The 19,732-nt window shown below is 50.3% G+C and carries 17 protein-coding genes; 12 read left to right on the forward strand and 5 right to left on the reverse strand.

Annotated features, from left to right (window positions below; translation table 11 throughout):
- Positions 1-3 precede the first annotated feature (3 nt).
- Positions 4-747, forward strand: coding sequence for a cyclase family protein (locus tag QP860_RS04400; RefSeq protein WP_070619106.1), 744 nt, complete (start codon positions 4-6; stop codon positions 745-747).
- An 893-nt stretch (positions 748-1,640) separates the two neighbouring features.
- Here the strand turns inward: QP860_RS04400 and QP860_RS04405 are convergent.
- The gene (locus QP860_RS04405; protein ID WP_070619109.1) at positions 1,641-2,567 is read right to left on the reverse strand and encodes a LysR family transcriptional regulator; all 927 of its coding nucleotides are present in this window, start codon (positions 2,565-2,567) and stop codon (positions 1,641-1,643) included.
- Between the two features lie 121 nt (positions 2,568-2,688).
- Here QP860_RS04405 and QP860_RS04410 point away from each other — a divergent pair, with 121 nt between their 5' ends.
- Positions 2,689-3,873, forward strand: coding sequence for a uroporphyrinogen decarboxylase/cobalamine-independent methonine synthase family protein (locus tag QP860_RS04410; protein WP_070817379.1), 1,185 nt, complete (start codon positions 2,689-2,691; stop codon positions 3,871-3,873).
- Positions 3,874-4,871: 998 nt separating this feature from the next.
- Here the strand turns inward: QP860_RS04410 and QP860_RS04415 are convergent.
- The gene (locus QP860_RS04415; protein WP_070619111.1) at positions 4,872-5,636 is read right to left on the reverse strand and encodes an SDR family NAD(P)-dependent oxidoreductase; all 765 of its coding nucleotides are present in this window, start codon (positions 5,634-5,636) and stop codon (positions 4,872-4,874) included.
- Between the two features lie 101 nt (positions 5,637-5,737).
- Positions 5,738-6,325: a TetR/AcrR family transcriptional regulator gene (locus tag QP860_RS04420; RefSeq protein ID WP_070619114.1), complete on the reverse strand. Its 588-nt coding sequence runs from the start codon at positions 6,323-6,325 to the stop codon at positions 5,738-5,740.
- A gap of 128 nt (positions 6,326-6,453) precedes the next feature.
- Between QP860_RS04420 and QP860_RS04425 the strand changes: the two genes are divergently transcribed.
- The 8 genes from QP860_RS04425 (at position 6,454) to QP860_RS04460 (ending at position 15,597) form a co-directional block, all read left to right on the forward strand.
- Positions 6,454-7,155 (forward strand): ABC transporter ATP-binding protein, encoded by a 702-nt coding sequence (locus tag QP860_RS04425; protein WP_070619117.1) that lies wholly within the window; start codon positions 6,454-6,456, stop codon positions 7,153-7,155.
- Positions 7,156-7,166: 11 nt separating this feature from the next.
- Positions 7,167-9,869, forward strand: a complete 2,703-nt coding sequence (locus QP860_RS04430) for an FtsX-like permease family protein (protein ID WP_284912250.1) — start codon at positions 7,167-7,169, stop codon at positions 9,867-9,869.
- Positions 9,870-10,015: 146 nt separating this feature from the next.
- A complete protein-coding gene (locus QP860_RS04435) occupies positions 10,016-10,342 on the forward strand; it encodes a GNAT family N-acetyltransferase (RefSeq protein ID WP_246818939.1) in 327 nt (108 codons plus the stop codon).
- A 4-nt stretch (positions 10,343-10,346) separates the two neighbouring features.
- Positions 10,347-10,496 (forward strand): GNAT family N-acetyltransferase, encoded by a 150-nt coding sequence (locus QP860_RS04440; protein WP_246818940.1) that lies wholly within the window; start codon positions 10,347-10,349, stop codon positions 10,494-10,496.
- A 63-nt stretch (positions 10,497-10,559) separates the two neighbouring features.
- Positions 10,560-11,135 (forward strand): hypothetical protein, encoded by a 576-nt coding sequence (locus QP860_RS04445; RefSeq protein WP_246818941.1) that lies wholly within the window; start codon positions 10,560-10,562, stop codon positions 11,133-11,135.
- Between the two features lie 122 nt (positions 11,136-11,257).
- Entirely contained in the window at positions 11,258-12,406 is a 1,149-nt protein-coding gene (locus QP860_RS04450; RefSeq protein ID WP_070619123.1) for a CD0519/CD1768 family membrane protein, read from the forward strand.
- Between the two features lie 1,158 nt (positions 12,407-13,564).
- Positions 13,565-15,028, forward strand: a complete 1,464-nt coding sequence (locus QP860_RS04455) for an anthranilate synthase component I family protein (RefSeq protein ID WP_070619125.1) — start codon at positions 13,565-13,567, stop codon at positions 15,026-15,028.
- Positions 15,028-15,597 (forward strand): anthranilate synthase component II, encoded by a 570-nt coding sequence (locus QP860_RS04460; protein WP_070619128.1) that lies wholly within the window; start codon positions 15,028-15,030, stop codon positions 15,595-15,597. The genes QP860_RS04455 and QP860_RS04460 overlap by 1 nt, the downstream gene beginning before the upstream one ends.
- A 612-nt stretch (positions 15,598-16,209) precedes the next feature.
- On the opposite strand, the gene QP860_RS04465 is transcribed toward QP860_RS04460, so the two are convergent.
- Both QP860_RS04465 and QP860_RS04470 read right to left on the reverse strand, forming a co-directional pair.
- On the reverse strand, positions 16,210-16,509 hold the full coding sequence (locus QP860_RS04465) for a rhodanese-like domain-containing protein (protein WP_070619131.1): 300 nt from the start codon (positions 16,507-16,509) through the stop codon (positions 16,210-16,212).
- A gap of 100 nt (positions 16,510-16,609) precedes the next feature.
- Positions 16,610-17,428, reverse strand: coding sequence for a ZIP family metal transporter (locus QP860_RS04470; RefSeq protein ID WP_070619134.1), 819 nt, complete (start codon positions 17,426-17,428; stop codon positions 16,610-16,612).
- Positions 17,429-17,596: 168 nt separating this feature from the next.
- On the opposite strand from QP860_RS04470, the gene QP860_RS04475 reads away from it, so the two are divergent.
- The gene (locus tag QP860_RS04475) at positions 17,597-18,430 is read left to right on the forward strand and encodes a CPBP family intramembrane glutamic endopeptidase (RefSeq protein ID WP_070619136.1); all 834 of its coding nucleotides are present in this window, start codon (positions 17,597-17,599) and stop codon (positions 18,428-18,430) included.
- A gap of 180 nt (positions 18,431-18,610) precedes the next feature.
- Positions 18,611-19,621, forward strand: coding sequence for a bile acid:sodium symporter family protein (locus QP860_RS04480; protein ID WP_284912251.1), 1,011 nt, complete (start codon positions 18,611-18,613; stop codon positions 19,619-19,621).
- Positions 19,622-19,732 lie beyond the last annotated feature (111 nt).

The raw sequence follows: 19,732 nt of genomic DNA on the forward strand, positions 1-19,732 counted from the left end.
TAAATGACAACACATGAACTACTTGCTGGCTTGAAAGCGAAAAAATGGGTCAATCTGACCCATGAAGTGACTAAGGATATGGCCATCTACCAGGCCTTCAACCCCCTGCAAGAGCGGGTGCTGACGACCTTGGAGGAGACGGGGTCGGACAACCGGGAATACACCCTGGGAACTTCCCATGGGACTCATATTGACGCGCCGGCCCACTTCATGGCGGGCGGCCGGATCATGGCAGATATTCCCCAGAAGGAACGCTACCTGCCCCTCTATGTTTTGCATCTGGAAGACAAGGTGGCAGCAAACGCTGGTTATGCCGTGACGGTGGAAGATATTAAGGCCTTCGAAGCCCGCTATGGCGACATTCCAGCAGGCGCTTTTGTCGCCTTCTCGTCCGGCTGGTACAAGCGGATCCACTCCCAGGAGGCCTTCACCAATACCAATGAAGATGGGGTGGAAGTGACGCCGGGCTGGTCGGTGGCTGCCTTGGAATACCTGAGCCGCGACCGGGAGATTACCGCCATTGGCCACGAGACACTGAATACCGATGCAGGCCCTGAAGCCGCTGCAGCCGGTGACCTGGTTGCCCAGCGCTTTTGGCTCAACGAAAACAAGTTCCAGGTCGAAGTCATGGCTAATTTAGACCAGGTCCCTGCTGTTGGCAGTGCGATTATGATCAACGCACCCCATATCAAAGATGCCGTTGCCTTCCCAGCTGAAGTGATTGCGGTCCTGGATGAGGAAGCCTAGTTTGGGAACAGTGAGGGACGCTTAATAGAAGCTATGGAAAAACCAGCAGAATGTGGGCTCTGCTGGTTTTTCGTTCTTCTGGTGGTTGCTTGTCAAATTTTCAAATGATGTCCTGCTTTGCGAGTAGCTGGTGGGGAACTTTCAAATGGTTCCATGGTTTGCAAGTAGAGTCGTGCCAACTCGCAAACGGGGCGCTGCTTAGCAAGTAGGATCGCACTAACTCGCAAACGGGGCCGCCATTAGCAAGTAGCCTCTGCTAGGCAAGCTGTCCTCTCTTCCCATAATGAAAACAAGCTAGCAAGGTCCTTGCTAGCTTGTTTAACCGATTATTTTATTGAAAAAAATTGCCAATACACAATTGGGATCGTTGTTTGTGTGTTGGCGCTTGCGAACACTCATTTGAAGGTCTTAATTGTGTGGTGAATCTTGCCAGTACACACTAAAAAGGTCCAATTGTGGATTGAAAGCAGTCAAGCCACTATGGAAGGTCTTAATTGTGTGTTAGATCTAACGAACCCACACTTCAGGTTTTTGTTTGTGGGTTGGTCTCGGTTTTTATAAATAGTATTTTTTACTCACGATAGGCAATCGTCCAAGCCTTGCTTGCCCTTATTCCAACTTTCTCCAAGCTACTAAAGCTAAGCGCTCTTTCTTACACCCTCCCTAGTCGGGTTCGGTCGCGCAGCTTCCTTGTCACTTCACAAGTCTCCGCCGCAGTCTGTTAGACTGCTCTGGTGACTTGCTCCAGTGAAAGGAAGCTGACCGCGCGCCTTCACACCCTTTATAGTTGGGTTCGACTTGGCAGGCTTGGAGTGATTTCACAATTAAGAAACGAGCGAATGCTTCGCCCTTATTCTTAATTGCTCCAATCATCCAAGCCTAAGCGCCAAGTCTCACACCCTTTGTTTTTCTAAGCCTTCTTTTAGGCAGTCTTCTAGGATGCTGATGAATTCTTTGGCGATGGGGTTGGGGGTGTGGCTGTCGTTGGTGAGGTAGCCGATTTCGATTTCTTCGCTGGAGTCGAGGGGGATGGCGATGATGTCTTCGCCGTTGAGGTTGGCGTTGATGATGCCCGAGGAGATGGTGTAGCCGTTGAGGCCGATCATGAGGTTGAAGATGGTGGCCCGGTCGCTGACGACGATGGATTGTTTGGCGTCCTGGTCAGCGTGGACTTCTTCCCAGAAGTAGAAGGAGTTGTGCTTGCCCTGGTCGAAGTTGAGTCGGGGGTAGGGGGCTAGGTCCTCGAAGGTCAGGCGCTTCTTATGGGCCAGGGGGTGTCCCTTGTAGGTGAAGATATGAGGTTTGGCGGTGACTAGGGGGGTGAAGCTGAGGTGCTTGTCGGAGAGGACCCGGTCAATGATCTGTCGGTTGTAGTGGCTGCGGTAGATGACCCCCAATTCACTCCGCAATTGGTAGACCTCTTCGATGACTTCATAGGTTCGGACTTCTTTCACCGAGGCTTGGAAGGCCTTGTCCTGGTGGCGCTTGAGCAGGCGGGAGAAGGCCTCGACGACAAAGGCATAGTGGTGGCAGACGACAGAGAAGATGGGCAGGGCTGGTGGTTCCTTGTCGAAGTAGCGGCGCTCAACCAGCTGCATTTGCTCCAGGATTTGGTTGGCATATTGGAGGAATTCCTCGCCGTCCGTGGTCAGAGAGATCCCTCGCGAGCTCCGGGTGAAGAGGGTGACGTCCAGTTCCTTTTCCAGTTTGGTCATGGCATTGGATAGAGAAGGTTGGGAGATATAGAGTTTGTTGGCAGCCTGGCTGAGGGACAGCTCGCTGGCGATGGTTTGGAAATATTTAAAGTCTTCGAGGCGCATGGTCTGGCTCCTTTTCAAAAGATTGGCTATAGTCTACCGCTATAGCTAGCTCTTGTAAATAGATATTTCAAATTTTTCTGGCCTTCGCGTATAGTAAGAGTCAAGAAAGCGAGTGATTGACATGACAACTTTTTCCAAACGATTCTTAACAGTAGGCTCTCTCCTACGTCCAAAAGAACTTTTAAAATATAAAAATGAAATTGAAAAACGCGATGACATTACTTATCCCTTCTATGATGACCTGCCAGGCTACAAGGAAGCTGAAGAAGCAGCAGTCAAGGACATTGTGGCCAAGCAAGTGGCCCATGGTCTGACCGAAATCTCTGATGGGGAATTCCAACGCTCACTCTGGCACTTGGACTTTGCCTGGGGCCTACAGGGGATCGACCGCTATATCAATGATTCCGGCTACCACTTCTACGAAGAGGATGAAGATGGCAACAAGCAGGACTATGAAACCCGACGCGATATCGGCCTCCATGTGACCGGTAAATTATCGGGCAAGAACCATCCTTTCGTCGACCACTTCAAGCTGGTCAAGGAACTTGCGCCAGAGGATGTGGCGGTTAAACACACCATCTTCGCGCCGGGCCACCTCTACTTTGAATTATTGGCTCTTGGTGAAATCGGCGAAGGCAAGTTCTATTCTGACCTAGCTGAATTCCGCCATGACCTAGCTCATGCTTACAAGGAATTCGTTAAGGAATATGCGGAAGCTGGAGCTGAAATTCTCCAAATTGACGACTGTATCTGGGCCAGTTTTGTCGGTGATGAGGATGAAATCCGCTTAGACTCCCTAGACTTCGATGGGTCCAGCTTCTCTAAGGAAGAACTGGCTAATCAATTGATTGAATTGAACAATGCGGTAGCTGACTATGCCCATGAACTGGGGCTCAGAGTCTACGGCCACAACTGCCGGGGGAACTATGCTTCTCGGGCCTTCACAGATGGCGCCTATACAGAAGTCGCCCAGTACTTCCTGGCTCGTCAGCACTATGACCGCTTCTACTTAGAATGGGATGACGAACGGGCCGGTAGCTTGTCTGCACTCGAGGTCTTCAAAGACCGCCCAGATGTGGAAGTCGTTGTGGGTGCCCTGTCTTCTAAGACGGCTGGTTTGGATGACGCGGACCGTGCCCTCCGCCTCCTCGACGAAGCGACCAAGTACATTCCTAAAGAAAACTTATACCTCTCCCACCAATGTGGCTTTGCTTCTTGCGACTGCGGCAATGAATTGACCGAAGACCAGCAGTGGGCTAAGATCGACCAAGGCCATGAGATCGCCTACCAGTTCTTTGGGGAATAGGATGATTTTGTGAAAAAATATTCTGCTTACAAGATGAAATGTGCTGGTGAGCATACGTTTCGCTGTTGAATTTGGGCCTTAGATAGGCCCGGTGCATAAAGAGACTGCTCTTTCAATAACTAGTATGTTTATTCATCTCAAGCTCCTCTTTATTAGGGGAGCTTTTGACAGTTAAAAAGGCTGGAGCTAAGTTTCCAGCCTTTTTTGGTGCAGATAATTAACGGAGCTAAGTGTGCTTGTTCATAGCCTTAGATAGGGTCGAAGTATGAAGCCACACTTAAAGACTCTGTTTGGGTATTAGATGTTGCCAAGCCACACTGGATGGCTTTGTTTGGGTGTTGAAACTTGTCAATCCACACTCGGGGCCTCTGTTTGAATGTTGAATAAGGTCAACCCACACTCCGAGCTTTTGAGTGGGTGTCGGGAGTCGCTAAGCCACAATTGTAAGCTTTGATTGAGGGTTAGATTATTTAAAAATATTTGCTCCAGTGGTCTACTTCTAAACGTGCGCTCTCACACTATTAGTTGGGTTCGACTTGGCAGCTTTCGTGTCACTTCACAAGTCCCCGCCGCAGTCTTGCAGACTTCTCTGGTGACTTGCTCCAGCGAAAGGAAGCTAATCGCGCGCCCTCACACTATTAGTTGGGTTCGACTTGGCAGGCTTGGAGTGATTTCACAAGTAAGGAACGAGCGAATGCTTCGCTCTCATCCTTACTTGCTCCAATCATCCAAGCCTAGGCGCCAAGTCTCACACCCTTCCTAGTCGGGTTCGAAAAGGCAGAAAGGGAGTGACTTCAGAAAAGTGGAACGACCGGCTAAAGCCGCTCTTATCCGCTTTTCCTCTAGTCATCCCTTTCTAGACGCCTTTTCTCACACCCTGTGTAGTCGGGTTCGAGGATGCAGAAAGGGCTCCTCTTCACAAATGGGAACGATCGGCTAAAGCCGCTCTTATCCCATTTGCTCCAGAGGTCCCTTTCTCCCGCATCCTCTCACACCCTTTACGGTCTTTGGTTTTGGCCGCCGTCTACGTCTAGGGTGCGGCCGGTGATCATTTTGCCGGCGGGGCTGGCGAGGTAGAGGCAGGTGCCGCCGACGTGGGTGGCGCCGTCTGGAAATTGCCGGGCGGGGACGCTAGCGAGGACGGCTTGGTATTCTTCGGGGTGTTCTTTGGACCACTCTTCGAAGGCAGGGGTGAGGACGGCGGGGCAGATGGCATTGGTGTTGATGCCGTACTGGCTCCATTCGGTCGCTGCTACCCGGGTGAGCCCGCGGATGGCTTCTTTGGTCGCAGCATAGGAGGCGAAGCCGGCCATACCCGTGATGCCTGCGCCCGATCCCATGTTGATGATAGTTCCTTTGCTTTCCTTGAGGAGGGGGAAGCAGGCCTTCATATAGTTGAAGGTCCCGTAGAGGCCGGAATTAATGGCCAGGCGGAAGTCGTCCAGGGTCTGGTCTTCCAGGGCAATGCCGGTGTTCACAGCCTGGGCATTGTTGATGAGGACATCGATTCGCCCTAGCTTGTCCACAATGGCCGCAACCACTTCTTGGACCCGGTCTTCTTCACCGCCATCGGCCACGAAGTAGTGGATCTGTGCTTCATAGCGGTCGCGGAAGTCTTCGACGGTGGCAACTAAAGTTTTTTCCGTTCGCCCGGTAATGACCACCTGGTAGTGGGCCTGGCAGAAGGCTTCGGTAATATCGCGGCCCAGTCCCGAACCGCCTCCGGTAATAATGGCGACCTTGTCTTGATTTTCTCTTGTCATCTCTTAGCACTCCTTTATTTCTTGAACTTATGTCCAGTATAGCATCTTCCAAGCGACAATGCTGGTCCAAATAAGAGGGCTTTCTCTATCTCTTAACTAGGCTAAGAAATCAGCTGATAAGGTGGGATACGTTTGGCCTGGTCAATGAACTGGGCGATATCTTCGGGGCTTTCCTGGCCCCCGCGTTGGATCCAGAGCCTGATGATGCTAACGACACTAGATAGAAGGACCTCCTTGGCATAGGGAAGGGGGAGGTCTTTAGGGGGAAAGTTAAGCCGGTCGCTCGCCTCCACTTTGGCGCTAATTAAGCGGCTGAGGATGTCCTTAACTTTAATCATAAAATGGGGATCACCCTGGGGGCTAGCCAGGGCTTGGACCAGGGTGAACTGGCTCTCGACATATTGGAGGGCTTCCAGGATGGCAGCGTAAGGGATCAGGCTGAGCGCGTCCACTTCCTGGCCTTGCTGATATTCTTCTTTAAAGAAAATTGCCTCAAGTTCGTCCATAATTTCTTCTTCTAGCTGGTCCATCAGGTCAAACTTGTCTACATAGTGCAGGTAGAAGGTGCCACGGTTAATGCTGGAGCGGCGGGCAAGATCGCTAACCGTGAGACTGTCGAAACCAACTTCATGGATTAGTTCGATAAAGGCGGCCTTGATTTTATCTTTACTTGCGGTCTGTCTTTTCATGCCTACTTATCCTTTCTTTGCTTAAATCAACAGATTGTTGATATTGATGATTGTTTTCTATTCACTCTTATTTTATACTGGCTGCGTAGTTAAATCAACACGTTGTTTATATAAAGGAGAGAGTAAGATTGGCTTATATTGAAATGGTAAAAAGTTCCAAGTTTTATGAGATGGGGGATAACCGCATTGTGGCCAATGACCAGGTGTCCTTTGAAGTTGAAAAAGGAGAGCTAGCCATCATTCTAGGCGCATCAGGTGCGGGTAAATCGACGGTCTTGAATATCTTGGCCGGTATGGACAGCAATGATGAGGGCCAGATCCTGGTCGATGGCCAGGATATCTCAAATTATAGTTCCCAGGCCTTGACCCAGTACCGACGGGAGGCGATTGGTTTTGTCTTCCAATTTTATAACTTAGTTCCTAATTTGACGGCCTTAGAGAATGTGGAATTAGCCACCGAAATTGTTAAGGATGCCTTAGATCCGGTTGAAACCCTTCAGTCAGTCGGCTTGGATGAGCGGATGGGAAACTTTCCTTCCCAGCTTTCAGGTGGGGAGCAGCAGCGGGTGTCAATTGCTCGTGCGCTTGCTAAGCGGCCCAAGCTCTTGCTCTGTGACGAACCAACGGGAGCTTTGGACTATCAAACAGGCAAGCAGGTCCTGCAAATTCTCCAAGACAAGTGTCGAAAAGAGGGGACGACCGTTATTATTGTCACCCATAATGCGGCTCTGGCTCCGATGGCCGACCGGGTGATCCGGATGCGGGACGCTAGGGTCGAGACGGTTGAGCTAAACGATAAGCCCGCAGATATTGCAGCAATTGAATGGTAGGGGGTGACAAGATGCCTACATTATGGAAGGAAATCTGGCGGTCCATTCGCCAGTCCAAAGCTCGTTTTATTTCAATCTTCATGTTGATGTTGATTGGTTCATTTGCTTTAGTTGGCTTGAAGGTAACGGGGCCTAATATGCGGCAGACCGGGCGGGATTATTTTGCAGCTGCGAATACGGCTGATCTGACGGTGATAGGGTCATTGGGCCTCAACCAGGAGGACTTGGACCAGCTTGCAAGCCTTGATGGCCTTCAAGAAGTTGAAGCAGGCTATTTGAAAGATGTTACACTCAAAGGGGATAAGGAGAGTTTGCGTCTTTTTTCAAAGACAGAGAACTTGTCCCAAGCGGAGCTTCTAGAAGGTCGCTTACCTGAAACAGCGGATGAAATTGCCCTCGATGGCTCTTACCGTGGGGACTATCAAATTGGTGACCAGATTCAAATTGAGGAGCCAGAGAACCCGCTTGGGCAGAAAGTGCTCAAGGGGGACAGCTATACTCTGACAGGTTTCGTCTATTCTAGTGAAATCCTCTCTGACATTAACCGCGGGCCCTCTACGGCTGGCACAGGTGCGCTCAAGGGCTATGGAGTTTTAGCCGAAGAGGCCTTTGACTCCGAGCTTTATATGTTGGCCCGGATGACTTTTGAAGATTTAGAAGGCTTAGATCCTTACAGCCAAGCTTATACGGACAAAATCCAAGCCCATAAGGACCAGGTGGCAGAGGTCTTGGCAGACCGGCCCGAAGAGCGTCTAGCGGCGATTCAAGATCAAGGCCACAAGCAGCTCCAAGCGGCTGACCAAAGCATCCAAGCGGCTCAAAAGAAGCTGGACCAGGAAAGCCGACGCTTAGACCAAGCCAAGCAAGACTTAGACCGGGCCCGTCTAGCCCAGCTGCCTGTCGGGGGCGACCAAGAAAAGGCCCTGAAAGAGGGAGAGGAGAAGGTCAAAGCCGGTCAAGCTGAAATCGACCAAAAGACCAAGGAAATGGCAGAGGCTAAAGAAAGGCTGGACCAATTAGATCTCCCCAGCTATATGATCAATAGCCGCCGTGAGATACCCGGTGGCGAGGGCTACCGGATTTATGGCACGGTCTCCCATATTGTGGATGCTTTGGCCAATATTTTCCCCATCTTTCTTTATTTTGTAGCTGCCTTGTTGACCTTAAACACCATGACACGTTTTGTTGATGAAGAGCGGGTTAAATCAGGGACCTTGAAAGCCTTGGGTTACGGCAGGCGCGATATTGTGAAGAAGTTTGTGGTCTATGGTTTCTTGTCCAGCTTCTTGGGCTCTGTGCTAGGGATTGGCCTGGGCCATATCCTCTTACCCCTGATTGCTTACAATGCCTATAGCACAGGCTTTACCCTGCCTCGGATCCAGTTGCATTTCTACTGGCCCATTTCCTTACTGGCCCTCGCCCTGGCCCTTCTCTGTGCAGTCTTACCTGCCTACATCGTAGCCCGCCGAGCCTTAAAGGAAAAGCCTGCCCAGCTCCTCATGCCCAAGGCGCCCAAAGCGGGGGGCAAGATTTTCTTGGAGCATTTTCCTGGTATCTGGAATCGTCTGGGCTTTATGCAAAAGATTACGGCCCGCAACATCTTCCGCTACAAGCAGCGGATGCTGATGACGATTTTTGGGGTAGCTGGGGCGGTGGCCTGCCTCTTCGCGGGTCTAGCTGTCCAAGAATCGATTAGGGGGATTAACGACCGCCAGTTCAACGATTTGATCCACTATCAGATGATTGTGGCTGAAGCAGACCAGGCGTCAGACGATGACCGGCAAGCGATAGCCGACCTTCTAGCAGGGGGCGGGGTGTCCAGCCATGACCGCATCCACTATGAACAATTGACCAAGACGGCAGGATCTGCCCAAGACCAACAAGCCATCCACTTGATCGTCCCAGAAAACCCTGCCCACTTCCACCGCTATGTCAACTTAGTCAACCGAGAAACAGGGCAAGGCCTGAGCCTGGAAGAGGATGGGGTCATCATTTCAGAGCGCCTGGCTCAATTGTTGGACGTCGGGCCAGGTGATGTGCTGACCTTAGAAGATGCCGATCACAAGACCTATGAAATGAAGGTGACCGGGATTACAGAAATGTACATGGGCCACTTTGTCTTCACCAACCAAGCCGGCTATGCGAATATCTTTGGCAAAGATTTCCAAACTAATGCCCAGCTTGTCAACCTAAAGGACACAAGTCAAGAAAATACAGAAAACTATGCGGCTGACTTTATGGCTATCGATGGAGTCAAAGGGATCGTGCAGAATACCAGCCTTCAGAATCAGATTCGAACCATTGTGAATTCCCTTGATAAGATTATGATGGTCTTGATCCTAGTGGCTGGCCTTCTAGCTGCGGTCATTCTCTATAATCTGACCACCATCAATGTGTCGGAAAGAATGCGAGAATTATCGACCATCAAGGTGCTTGGCTTCTATGACAGGGAAGTCACTCTCTATATCTACCGTGAGACTATTATCCTGACCTTGTTTGGTATTGTCTTTGGCTTCGGCATTGGCGAGTGGCTCCACCGCTACATCATCCATATGTTGCCCCCAGCCGATGTGATGTTTAATCCGGCGCTCACTAGTCGGCCTTTCCTCATACCAAGTCTGCTAGTTGCTGGGATCAGTCTGCTTTTAGCCCTAGTCATTAACCAGCGCCTCAAACAGGTGGACATGCTAGAAGCGCTGAGCTCCGTTGAATAAAAAGCTAAAACTTGAATCAAAATCCAAGGATCAATCAAAAGAGCCTTGGATTTTTTTGGTGGCAGGGCAAAGTTCAAAATCCCCCTAGGCAAAGGGAAACTTGTCCTCTATAATAAATGAGTAAAAGATGAGAAAGAGGTAAGAAATTGGAACTGTTAGCTTATCAAGATGAAGATATTTCGCAAATGACGGCTATCTGGAATGATGTTCTCGAAGATGGTTTGGCCTTTCCAGGGACGGAGCTTTATAGCGAGGGAGATTTCACTGACTACCTGAGCCATAAGTCGGCGGCGACTTGTTTGAAGGAAGGGGACAGGGTGGCTGGTTTCTACACCCTCCAACCCAACAATATCGGCCGTTGCGGGCATGTGGCCAATGCTTCTTACTGTATGAATAAGACCTTCCGCGGGCGGGGGCTTTTCTCCAGCCTGGTTGAAAGCTTCGCTGGAAGAAGCCAAGACCCTGGGCTTTAGAGGCATGCAGTACAATGCGGTGGTGGCTATCAACTATGCTGCTATCAAGGTTTACACCCAGCAGGGTTTTCAGATTGTCGGCACCATTCCCAAGGGCTTCCTACTGAAGAACGGCACTTATTGTAATATCTATATCATGTATCGGGACCTTTAAGCAGCCTGCGCAGTGATCAATTGTTTTAACAAAATTTGTGATGATACTTACTAGGAAAACTAAATGAAAGGTGATTCCATGTCTCTAAGTCAGAATAAAAAGTCTATCCAACGCCTAACCCTAACTGCTCTCTTGACCGCCTTGGCGATTCTTATCCCCATGGTCATGCCTATCAAAGTGGTTCTCGGGCCGGCTTCTTACACCCTGGCCAGCCACCTGCCCATTGTCTTGTCCATCTTCATGGGGCCCGCTCCAGCCGCCTTTGTTGCCCTAGCTTCTGGTATCGGCTTCTTCTTAGCCGGTTTCCCCTTCGTGATTGGCTTGCGCGGGCTCAGCCACGTCTTCTTCGCTACTTTTGGGGCCTACTACTTCCAAAAGCATCCCAGCTTGGTAGACAAATTGACTACACGAACAGCTTTCTCCTTCGTGCTGGCTTTTATCCATGCCTTAGCTGAGGTGGTCGTTGTCTATTTGGTAACTGGGATAGGTACTGACAACTTAGCGGCCGGTTACTTTACTACCCTCTTTGTCTTCGTTGGCCTGGGTGGGATTATCCATGGTATGGTTGACTTTGAGTTAGCTTATCAAACCGCTCGCGCCTTGAACAAGGCCAAGGTGGTTTCCTTCTTTAAGAACTAGTCGCTAAAGGTTAAGGAAGAGGCGCCTCAATACTTGTGGCGTCTTTTTCTTATCTCTAGAGCGGGGATTTTGTGCTATAATGGGAAAAGTTTTATGTGACGATTTAGCTGGTAAGGAGTGTAATGGTGAAACGTTATCGATATAAAAAGGCGATCGGCCTAGAGCCGGTTCTCTTTGTGCTTGTTTTCTTTGGGATATTTGGGGCGATTGGCTGGCGGATGGGTGTGGTCAATATGTTATCGACGATTATGGCGACGGCTTATGACCTGCTCATGAATACCTGCTTTTTCTTGATGGCCATTTCGGTGGTGACGGGGGCTCTGTCCTCGCTCTTTTCGGAATTTGGTTTCGTGGCTTTAATCGACAAGCTTTTGTCGCGCTTAATTGGCCCGATCTATGACATGCCGGGGGCTTCGTCTTTGGGTGTGCTCAACTGTTATATGTCAGATAATCCAGCCGTTCTAACCTTGGCCAAGGAGGATAATTTCAAACGTTATTTCAAAAAATACCAATTGCCGGCTCTAACGAATATTGGGACCTCCTTTGGGATGGGCTTGATTGTGACGGCAACGGTCCTGGCGATCCCGCTCGAAGGCTCAGCGACAGCCGCTCTGATTGGGAACCTAGGAGCCGTTGTCGGCAGCCTAGTCAGTGTCCGCCTCATGCTCCACTTCACTAAGAAGGCTTATGGGACGGAAGACTATGTGGAGATCGACCACGAAGAAGACCTGCCAGAAGGATCCCGGGTGGTCCGGGCAGGGGGCGTGGGATCGCGCGCCCTCTCCGCTCTCTTGGATGGGGGTAAGAATGGGGTAGAAATGGGTATGGCCATTATTCCGGGCGTGGTCGTGGTCTGCACCATGGTTATGTTACTCACCCACGGCCCAGGACCAGATGGCATCTATACCGGTGAGATCGGCCAGGGGGTTCCTTTCTTACCCTGGATTGGGGAAAAATTATCCTTTATCCTGACTCCTATCTTTGGCTTCTCTAATCCTGAGGCTATTTCGGTACCAATTACCGCCCTGGGTGCAGCGGGAGCGGCTGTGGGTTTGGCTGCCAAGCTGGTGGAATCGGGCCTGGCTAACGGCAATGACCTGGCTGTCTTTACCGCCATGTGCATGTGCTGGTCGGGCTACCTGTCGACCCATATTGCCATGATGGATGCCCTGGATACCCAGGAGATGACGGGCTATGCCCTCTTCAGCCATACGATCGGTGGTTTAGTGGCGGGCGCAGCTGCTCACTTTATTTATATATTGGTTGTGTGACGGAAATTGTGCTGGTGAGCATGCGTTGCGCTGTTGAAGTTGGTCCTTGAAGAGCCATGGCACCGGTTCGGGCCAAGGTCCCTCACCTAGCGAGACTCAAACGGAGAGTAAGGCTTGCGCCAACTCTCCGTAATTCGCTTCGCTTGCTTGTTCATGGCTAAGGCCCAACTTCAACGCTCCACTTCTGCTCATAAGGGAGATTGTAAGTAAATAAAGCCAATAAGTAGAGTGAGCAGTGCTGTAAAAAATAGAAAGAATGTATCAATCCAGATTGTTATTTTAGGGGGATTGTATAACAGTGGTGTAACAGGGTGAAAGTAAGAGCGTTTAGAAAGGGATGACTGGAGGCAAAAGGGATAAGAGCGGCTTTAGCCGGTCGTTCCACTTTGCTGAAGTCACTCCCTTTCTGCCTTTGCGAACCCGACTATGAACTGTGCTAGTGAGCATGCGTTCCGTCTTGAAAGTGATCGTTAGAGAGCCATGGCACCGGCTCGAGCCTTGGTCTCTCGCCTAGCAAGTTTCAAAGGGCTAGTACGGCTAGCGCCTACTATCCCTAATTCACATTGCTTGCTTTTCATGGCTAACGATCACTTTCAAGCTCCACTTCTGCTCACAAGGAGATTGTTAAGTAACCTTAGTCAAATTTTAAAGTGAGCAGTGCTGAAGAATATAAAGACTAGATCAGTACAAGTAGCTGTGTCAGTGAGCATGCCTTATGCTTTTGCATGTGGTCTCTGACGACCTAGCAGTGATATGAATTTTCGGCCGGTCCTGATCTGGGGCCGGTTTTTGTATTTTTATTATTGACAGGTAATATCTGGCGTGCTAGACTAGTGGCAATTAAACCGATGAAGCGGAGATAACGGCAACAATGCCTGCACAGAGAGCCCGGGGAGATGAGAGCCGGACCAGAAACAAGTTGTCAAATGGACCGCAGAGGGCGCAATGAAAGGCTGAGGCCGAGTAGCCTGCGACGTGGAGGTTGGCGTGACGAACCAGGGATATGTTGGTATCCTAGCCAAGTGTGCGCGCAAGCGTAAATTCAAGGTGGCACCGCGGATTATTTACCATGAGTAACGATTCGTCCTTGACAGATGTGTACTTCTGTCAAGGACTTTTTTTCTTGGCAGGCGGTTTTAAGAATTTGGAGGAAAGATTATGCCCTTAAACCTAAGCCTGGAGGAGGTCCAAGCCTTCGCCCAAGATACGGACTATACCATTGTGCCCCTGGCGCGTGAGATTCTATCGGATTTTATCACACCAATCGAAGCCATGCGGATCCTGAAGCAGGCCTCAAGCCACTGTTACATGCTGGAGTCAGCCCAGGCCAATGAGACCTGGGGCCGTTATAGCTTCCTCGGCTATGAGCCCAAGTTGGAAGTGACCTGTAAGGATGGCCGTTTAGAAATGGGGGACCAAGTCTATGAAACGGAAGACCCAGCGGCCTACATCCGCCAATTACTGGCTGACTACCGGAGCCCGCGCTTGGCGGACTTGCCTACTTTTACTGGGGGCTTGGTGGGTTACTTCGCCTACGACTACTTCAATTATGTGGAGCCCGCAGCCAAGCGACCGGTTGCTGACCACGAGGACTTCAAGGACCTGGACCTGATGCTTTTCGACCAGGTGATTGCTTTCGATCATTTGAAACAAAAAATTATTCTGATAGCTAATGTCAAACTGGATGATGTGGCGGCTAACTATGCCAAGGCTGTGGAAGCTCTGAATACTATGGAGGGCCTCCTTCGTACTGGGGATAAGATCCAGGAAGAAGCTGGGCGGCTCCAGGGACCTGTGACGCCTTACTTCGACCAGGAAGCCTTCTGTGATATCGTCAACCGGGCCAAGGCCTATATCCGGGAGGGAGATATCTTCCAGATTGTCCTCTCCAATTATCTATCCGCGCCTTTCTCGGGCAGCCTCTTCAACACCTACCGGCTCTTGCGGACGGTGAATCCCTCGCCTTATATGTTCTATTTCTCAGGAACGGATGTGGAATTAGCGGGGGCTTCGCCAGAAACTCTGGTCAAGCTAAAAGAAGGCCGCCTCCACACCTTCCCCCTAGCAGGGACGCGGCCCCGGGGCAAGACGGCAGAAGAAGACCAGGCCTTAGAAAAGGACCTGCTCTCCGACAGCAAGGAATTGGCTGAACACAATATGCTAGTGGACCTGGGTCGCAATGACCTGGGCCGGGTCAGTGAGATCGGCAGTGTGGAAGTAGAAAAACTCCATGCCATCGAACGCTTCTCCCATGTCATGCATATTGGGTCGGTGGTTGGGAGCCAGCTGCGGTCAGACTGCGACGCCCTGGATGCCATTGCCTCTGTTCTTCCGGCTGGTACCCTATCGGGAGCGCCTAAGATCCGGGCCTGCCAGTTGATTGCGGAATTGGAGGGAAGCAAGCGCGGGGTTTACGGTGGAGCCATTGGTTACATTGATTTTACCGGCAATATGGAAACCTGTATCGGCATCCGCCTGATCTATGCCAAGAACGGCAAGGTCTTTGTCCGCAGTGGGGCAGGGATTGTCGCTGACTCCCAAGCGGCAAAAGAATACCAAGAGTGCCTCAACAAGGCCAAAGCGTCCCTAAGTGCCCTAGAACTCGCCCAGGAGGTGGACTAATGATTTTAATGATTGATAACTATGATAGTTTCTCCTATAACCTCTACCAGGAACTGGGGGAATTGGATCCAGACATCCAGGTGGTCCGCAATGATGAGCTGAGCCTGGAAGAGACTGAAGCCCTGGCGCCGGACGCCATTGTGATTTCGCCTGGTCCCGGTCGACCTGAAGATGCGGGGGTTATTGTCGACCTAGTCCGAGAGCTCGGTCCTAAGTTTCCTATCCTGGGTGTCTGCCTGGGCCACCAGGCTATCTGCCAGGCTTTTGGTGGGGTAGTGACCTATGCTGACCGGATGATGCACGGTAAGCAGTCAGAGATCCAGGTCGACACCGACAGCCAGCTCTTCCAAGGCTGCCCCGAACGTTTCCCAGTCGCCCGTTACCATTCCCTCATTGCTGAGACCAAGAGCCTGCCAACCTGCCTCAAGGTCACCGGCCAGACCGACCAGGCTGAAATCATGGCCCTAGAACACCAGGACTATCCCATCTACGGCGTCCAATTCCACCCCGAATCTATCATGACCCCAGAAGGCCGCCAGATCCTGGCTAACTTCCTTGGCAAAAAATAAGAGAGTGTGACAAAAGTCGTTTAGAACTGAATCACTGGAATAAAGGCTAGGTGAACATTACTAAAAGTTCGGATAGCCTTTATGAAGTGGATGTCAGGACTGACTTTTGGAACAGGTTTCCAGGAAGAGCAAAGTTTTGATGAGCATCCGTTCTGCCTTGATTTTGCTGATTAGTGATGTATAAGCAAAGTGAGTGATGATGGCATAACAAAAGTAGGCTAGATTACGGCCTCAGTATCTTTCCAAAAATATAATTTGATAAATGCTAGAATTATTTTGTAATGTTTTAGCATAAATATTAATCAGGTTAAAAATATAGCTGAAAAATTTTCTATTTTAATAATAGTTCTGGTTATGAGCAGGAGTGGAGCTCGAGTTTGATCGTTAGCCATGAAAAAGCAAACGAAGCGAATTAGGGAGAGTTGGCGCAAGCCTTACTCTCCATTTGAGCCTCGTTAGGCGAGAGACCGAGGCTCGAGCCGGTGCCATGGCTTTTTAACGATCAAACTCGAAGCGAAACATATGCTCATTAGCAGCATTTAAAAAGATAATAGATAGAAAAAGGCAGCCTATCATTTTCGGATAGGCTGCCTTTTCGTCAAATCACTCAACTTATTTTTCTAATTCGCCTGGATAGTCAGGGGTACCTTTTTCAACGTTAACGGCATTGAAACCATTCTTTTCTAGGATTTCAGTGCCTTTTTTGGACCCTTTGCCGTCATGGCAGATGACATAGTAGACTTGGTCCTTGTCTAAGTCATCTAAGTGGTCTTCGATCTGAGAGAGAGGGAAGTGAACGGCGCCTGGTACGTGGCCTTCTTCGTATAATTCGCGTGGGCGAACATCCAGGATGTTAACGGGTTCGTCTGCTTTTACAATGTCGTAAAATTCTTCAATCGTTACTTGGTTCATAATATCTACCTCCTATAGCTTAATCATAACAGAATGCCGCTGAGATACAAATCATTTGCTCAAAGCGTTTACAAGTCGGTTAGTTCCTGTCAAAAGCTGCCTATCCCAAGGCAACGTCGAGGACCATCATAACCGCAAAACCAGCAATCAGAGCCAGGGTAGCCAGGTCTTCATTGCCATTGCTTTGGGATTCAGGAATGAGCTCTTCCACGCAGACGAAGATCATGGCGCCCGCCGCAAAGGCTAGAGCGTAGGGGAGAATAACAGTCATCTGGGTAACCAACCAAGCTCCCAGGATCGCCCCAACAATCTCGACCAGGGCAGAGGCTTGGCCCAGGTTAAAGGCCCGCCAGCGGCTATTCCCATTAGCGCGGATCGGCATGGCCAAGGCAGAGCCTTCAGGGAAGTTCTGCAGGGCAATCCCCAGGGTTAAGGAAATAGCGCTAGCCATACTGGCATTAGCGAGACCAGACCCGACTGCCCCGTAGGCCACGCCAACTGAGAGTCCTTCCGGAATATTATGGATGGTGATGGCTAGGAAGAGGAGGAAGGTGGAGGAAAGTTGGGTCGGCACCCCTTCTGCTTCAGACCGGGTCTTATCCATATGCATGTGGGGGATAATCTTATCCAGTAGGCTGAGGAAGAGGCCTCCTGCCACAAATCCCACCAGGGCAGGGAAGAAGGACCACTTACCATAGCCGCCAGCTTCGGCGTATTCAATGGAAGGCGCGAGCAGGGACCAGAAGCTAGCTGCGATCATGACCCCGGCCGCAAAACCGTTCATGGCGTCCAATAATTTACGGTTAATTTCCCCCATGAAGAAGACCAAGGAAGAGCCGAGCGCGGTAAAAAACCAGGTCACAATACCGGCCAGGCCAGCTTGGACGACGGGGTGTAAGTTGAGAAAGAAATCAAACATAAAAATCTCCTTACTACAATAATTTATCTAATCAATAGTTAGTATAACGCAAATAATTAGGATTACCTAATCATAAGCTATCCCTGTCCTAAAAGCTCTTGTCTTGGTTTGGCTTTTGTGCTAAACTTTTCCGATGAAATTCACTTCATAAAGAAGCGAGGTAATCTAATGAAAAATAAGTCTTTAAGCCGTGCCCTGGTCTACAGTGGGGTCGCTTTCCTGTTGATGATCCTAGCCCAAGTCTTGGCGACCCTTATGACGAATTTAATTGCGGATGAAGGGCTGGCTAACCTGGTCAACCCCCTGCTCGATCTTTTGATCTTTGCAGGAATCTTTAAAGTCTACCAAATAAAGGTTCTGAAAATGGGGGATAGGGAATTAGGGCTGGCGCCGCGGTCTGTGTCCAAGTTGACGGAGGTCCTGGCTGTAGCCCTGCCTGTGACCCTGGTCTTGGGAACAGCCCTGGCTTTAGATGGGCAAGCCCAAATGGGAGAACTTTCCCTCTATAGTTTTGCCTACTTAGTCTTAGCGGACGGCCTGAACGGGGCGGTCCAGGAGGAATTGGTCTTCCGGGGCCTTGCCCTGAACGTGATCGGTCGCGCGCGGTCCGTTTACTGGGGAATTTTCTTGCCGGCGGGTCTCTTTGCCTTGATGCATCTGTTGAACAAGCCCCTGGATGGCCCTTCCCAGCTTATCTTAGTCCTGGCCGGTTTCTTAGCCAGCTTGCTCTTCTCCCTTGTTGCCTATGTGGAGGGTAATGTCTGGTCCAGCATGGCCTTCCACGTGGCCCTGAACGGCCTGTCTTCAGTCCTTTACTTTGTGGATCCGGCCCTAGAAGAAGGCGGAATCAGCCTGGCCCCAGCCTATTATTACTACCAGGACGGCCCGCTCTTCTTCACTGGCGGGGGCTACAGCATCCTCAGCTCAGGCTGGGCCTGCTGCCTCTATGCCTTACTGATTATCTTCTATTACAAACGCGGACAGGCCCGAGGCAAATTCTAGGCCTTAGTCTTAAATTGCCAGTTGTCTAGTTTAGCTAGGTAGCTGGCTTTTTGTCTTTTAAAGTAAATGACAGAATATTCCGGAAAGGGATTGAAAAATATGGAGAGAAGGTATAGACTAGGTGAAAAATGATAAATTAATGAGATAATGATGATAAATAGAAGAAAGGAAGTTTTATTGATGGGATTTTTTGCTCGTATCAATGGGTATTTTAACCGGTATTTGGCGATCATTGTCCTGGTTGTCGGTTTGGGTGCTCTGCTGGCTCCCCAGGCCTTTATCTGGGCGTCTTCTTATATCTCAATTTTTCTGAGCTTGGTGATGTTTACCATGGGCTTGACCATGAAGCCCCACGACTTCTCCGAGGTCTTCAAGCACCCTCTCCAGGTCTTACTGGTGGCAGTGGTCCAATTCGGCTTCATGCCTGCTTCTGCCTATGTGGTGGCTAAGCTCTTCAACCTGCCCCAAGAGATAGCTCTGGGCCTGATCTTCGTTGGCTGTGCCCCAGGTGGTACCTCGTCCAATGTGATTACCTTCTTGGCTAATGGGAATGTGGCCTTATCGGTGTCCGCGACCTCGGTGTCGACTTTGCTGTCGCCCTTTATGACACCCTTGCTCCTAGCCGCTTACGGCGGCGCCTACATTGATATCGCCTTTTGGCCCATGTTCCTCTCTATTGTCAAAATCGTTCTCTTACCGATTGTGATTGGGATTGCCATTAATTACTTTGCGGGCGCCCGCTTGAATGGAGTCCAAGACTTCTTGCCGAGCTTATCTTCCTTGGCAGTTCTCTTGGTTTTGGCAGGATCTGTAGCCATTAATGCAGACACCTTGAAGGCGACTGGCTGGGTCATTGTGGCAGCTGTCTTAATCCACAATATCAGTGGCTATATCGCCGGCTACCTGGTCTGCAAATTCCGCCACTACGACATCCCGTCCACCCGGGCCATTGCCATTGAAATCGGCATGCAGAATGGGGGCTTAGCTTCGACTCTGGCCCTCCAACACTTCAATCCTAATGTCGCCCTGGCTGGGGCAGCTACAACCGTCCTCCACACCTTAGTGGGTACTCTTTACGCCAGCGCCTGCCAGCGCAAGGACCAGAAAGCACCGGTACCAGATGCAGAATTTTATAAGGATAAAGAGGAAGCAGCAGAAGAGGGACAGGTCTTAGCAGAAGAAAAGATTTAGCGTCTTTAATAAATGGTGCTATGAGCATCCGTTCCGCTTCGAGTTTGATCGTTAAAAAGCCATGGCACCAGCTCGAGCCTCGGTCTCTCGCCTAACGAGACTCAAACGGAG

Origin of the sequence: Aerococcus sp. UMB1112A (assembly GCF_030230715.1) — a bacterium.
Taxonomy (GTDB): domain Bacteria; phylum Bacillota; class Bacilli; order Lactobacillales; family Aerococcaceae; genus Aerococcus.

Bases quoted from the DNA above. Each gene is read 5' to 3' on its own strand.
- QP860_RS04415 (WP_070619111.1), bottom strand. From the start codon at position 5,636: ATGACAAGAGAAAATCAAGACAAGGTCGCCATTATTACCGGAGGCGGT.
- QP860_RS04405 (WP_070619109.1), bottom strand. From the start codon at position 2,567: ATGCGCCTCGAAGACTTTAAATATTTCCAAACCATCGCCAGCGAGCTG.
- QP860_RS04420 (WP_070619114.1), bottom strand. From the start codon at position 6,325: ATGAAAAGACAGACCGCAAGTAAAGATAAAATCAAGGCCGCCTTTATC.
- QP860_RS04480 (WP_284912251.1), top strand. From the start codon at position 18,611: ATGGGATTTTTTGCTCGTATCAATGGGTATTTTAACCGGTATTTGGCG.
- QP860_RS04450 (WP_070619123.1), top strand. From the start codon at position 11,258: ATGGTGAAACGTTATCGATATAAAAAGGCGATCGGCCTAGAGCCGGTT.
- QP860_RS04455 (WP_070619125.1), top strand. From the start codon at position 13,565: ATGCCCTTAAACCTAAGCCTGGAGGAGGTCCAAGCCTTCGCCCAAGAT.
- QP860_RS04470 (WP_070619134.1), bottom strand. From the start codon at position 17,428: ATGTTTGATTTCTTTCTCAACTTACACCCCGTCGTCCAAGCTGGCCTG.
- QP860_RS04400 (WP_070619106.1), top strand. From the start codon at position 4: ATGACAACACATGAACTACTTGCTGGCTTGAAAGCGAAAAAATGGGTC.
- QP860_RS04445 (WP_246818941.1), top strand. From the start codon at position 10,560: ATGAAAGGTGATTCCATGTCTCTAAGTCAGAATAAAAAGTCTATCCAA.
- QP860_RS04430 (WP_284912250.1), top strand. From the start codon at position 7,167: ATGCCTACATTATGGAAGGAAATCTGGCGGTCCATTCGCCAGTCCAAA.
- QP860_RS04465 (WP_070619131.1), bottom strand. From the start codon at position 16,509: ATGAACCAAGTAACGATTGAAGAATTTTACGACATTGTAAAAGCAGAC.
- QP860_RS04440 (WP_246818940.1), top strand. From the start codon at position 10,347: ATGCAGTACAATGCGGTGGTGGCTATCAACTATGCTGCTATCAAGGTT.
- QP860_RS04460 (WP_070619128.1), top strand. From the start codon at position 15,028: ATGATTTTAATGATTGATAACTATGATAGTTTCTCCTATAACCTCTAC.
- QP860_RS04475 (WP_070619136.1), top strand. From the start codon at position 17,597: ATGAAAAATAAGTCTTTAAGCCGTGCCCTGGTCTACAGTGGGGTCGCT.
- QP860_RS04410 (WP_070817379.1), top strand. From the start codon at position 2,689: ATGACAACTTTTTCCAAACGATTCTTAACAGTAGGCTCTCTCCTACGT.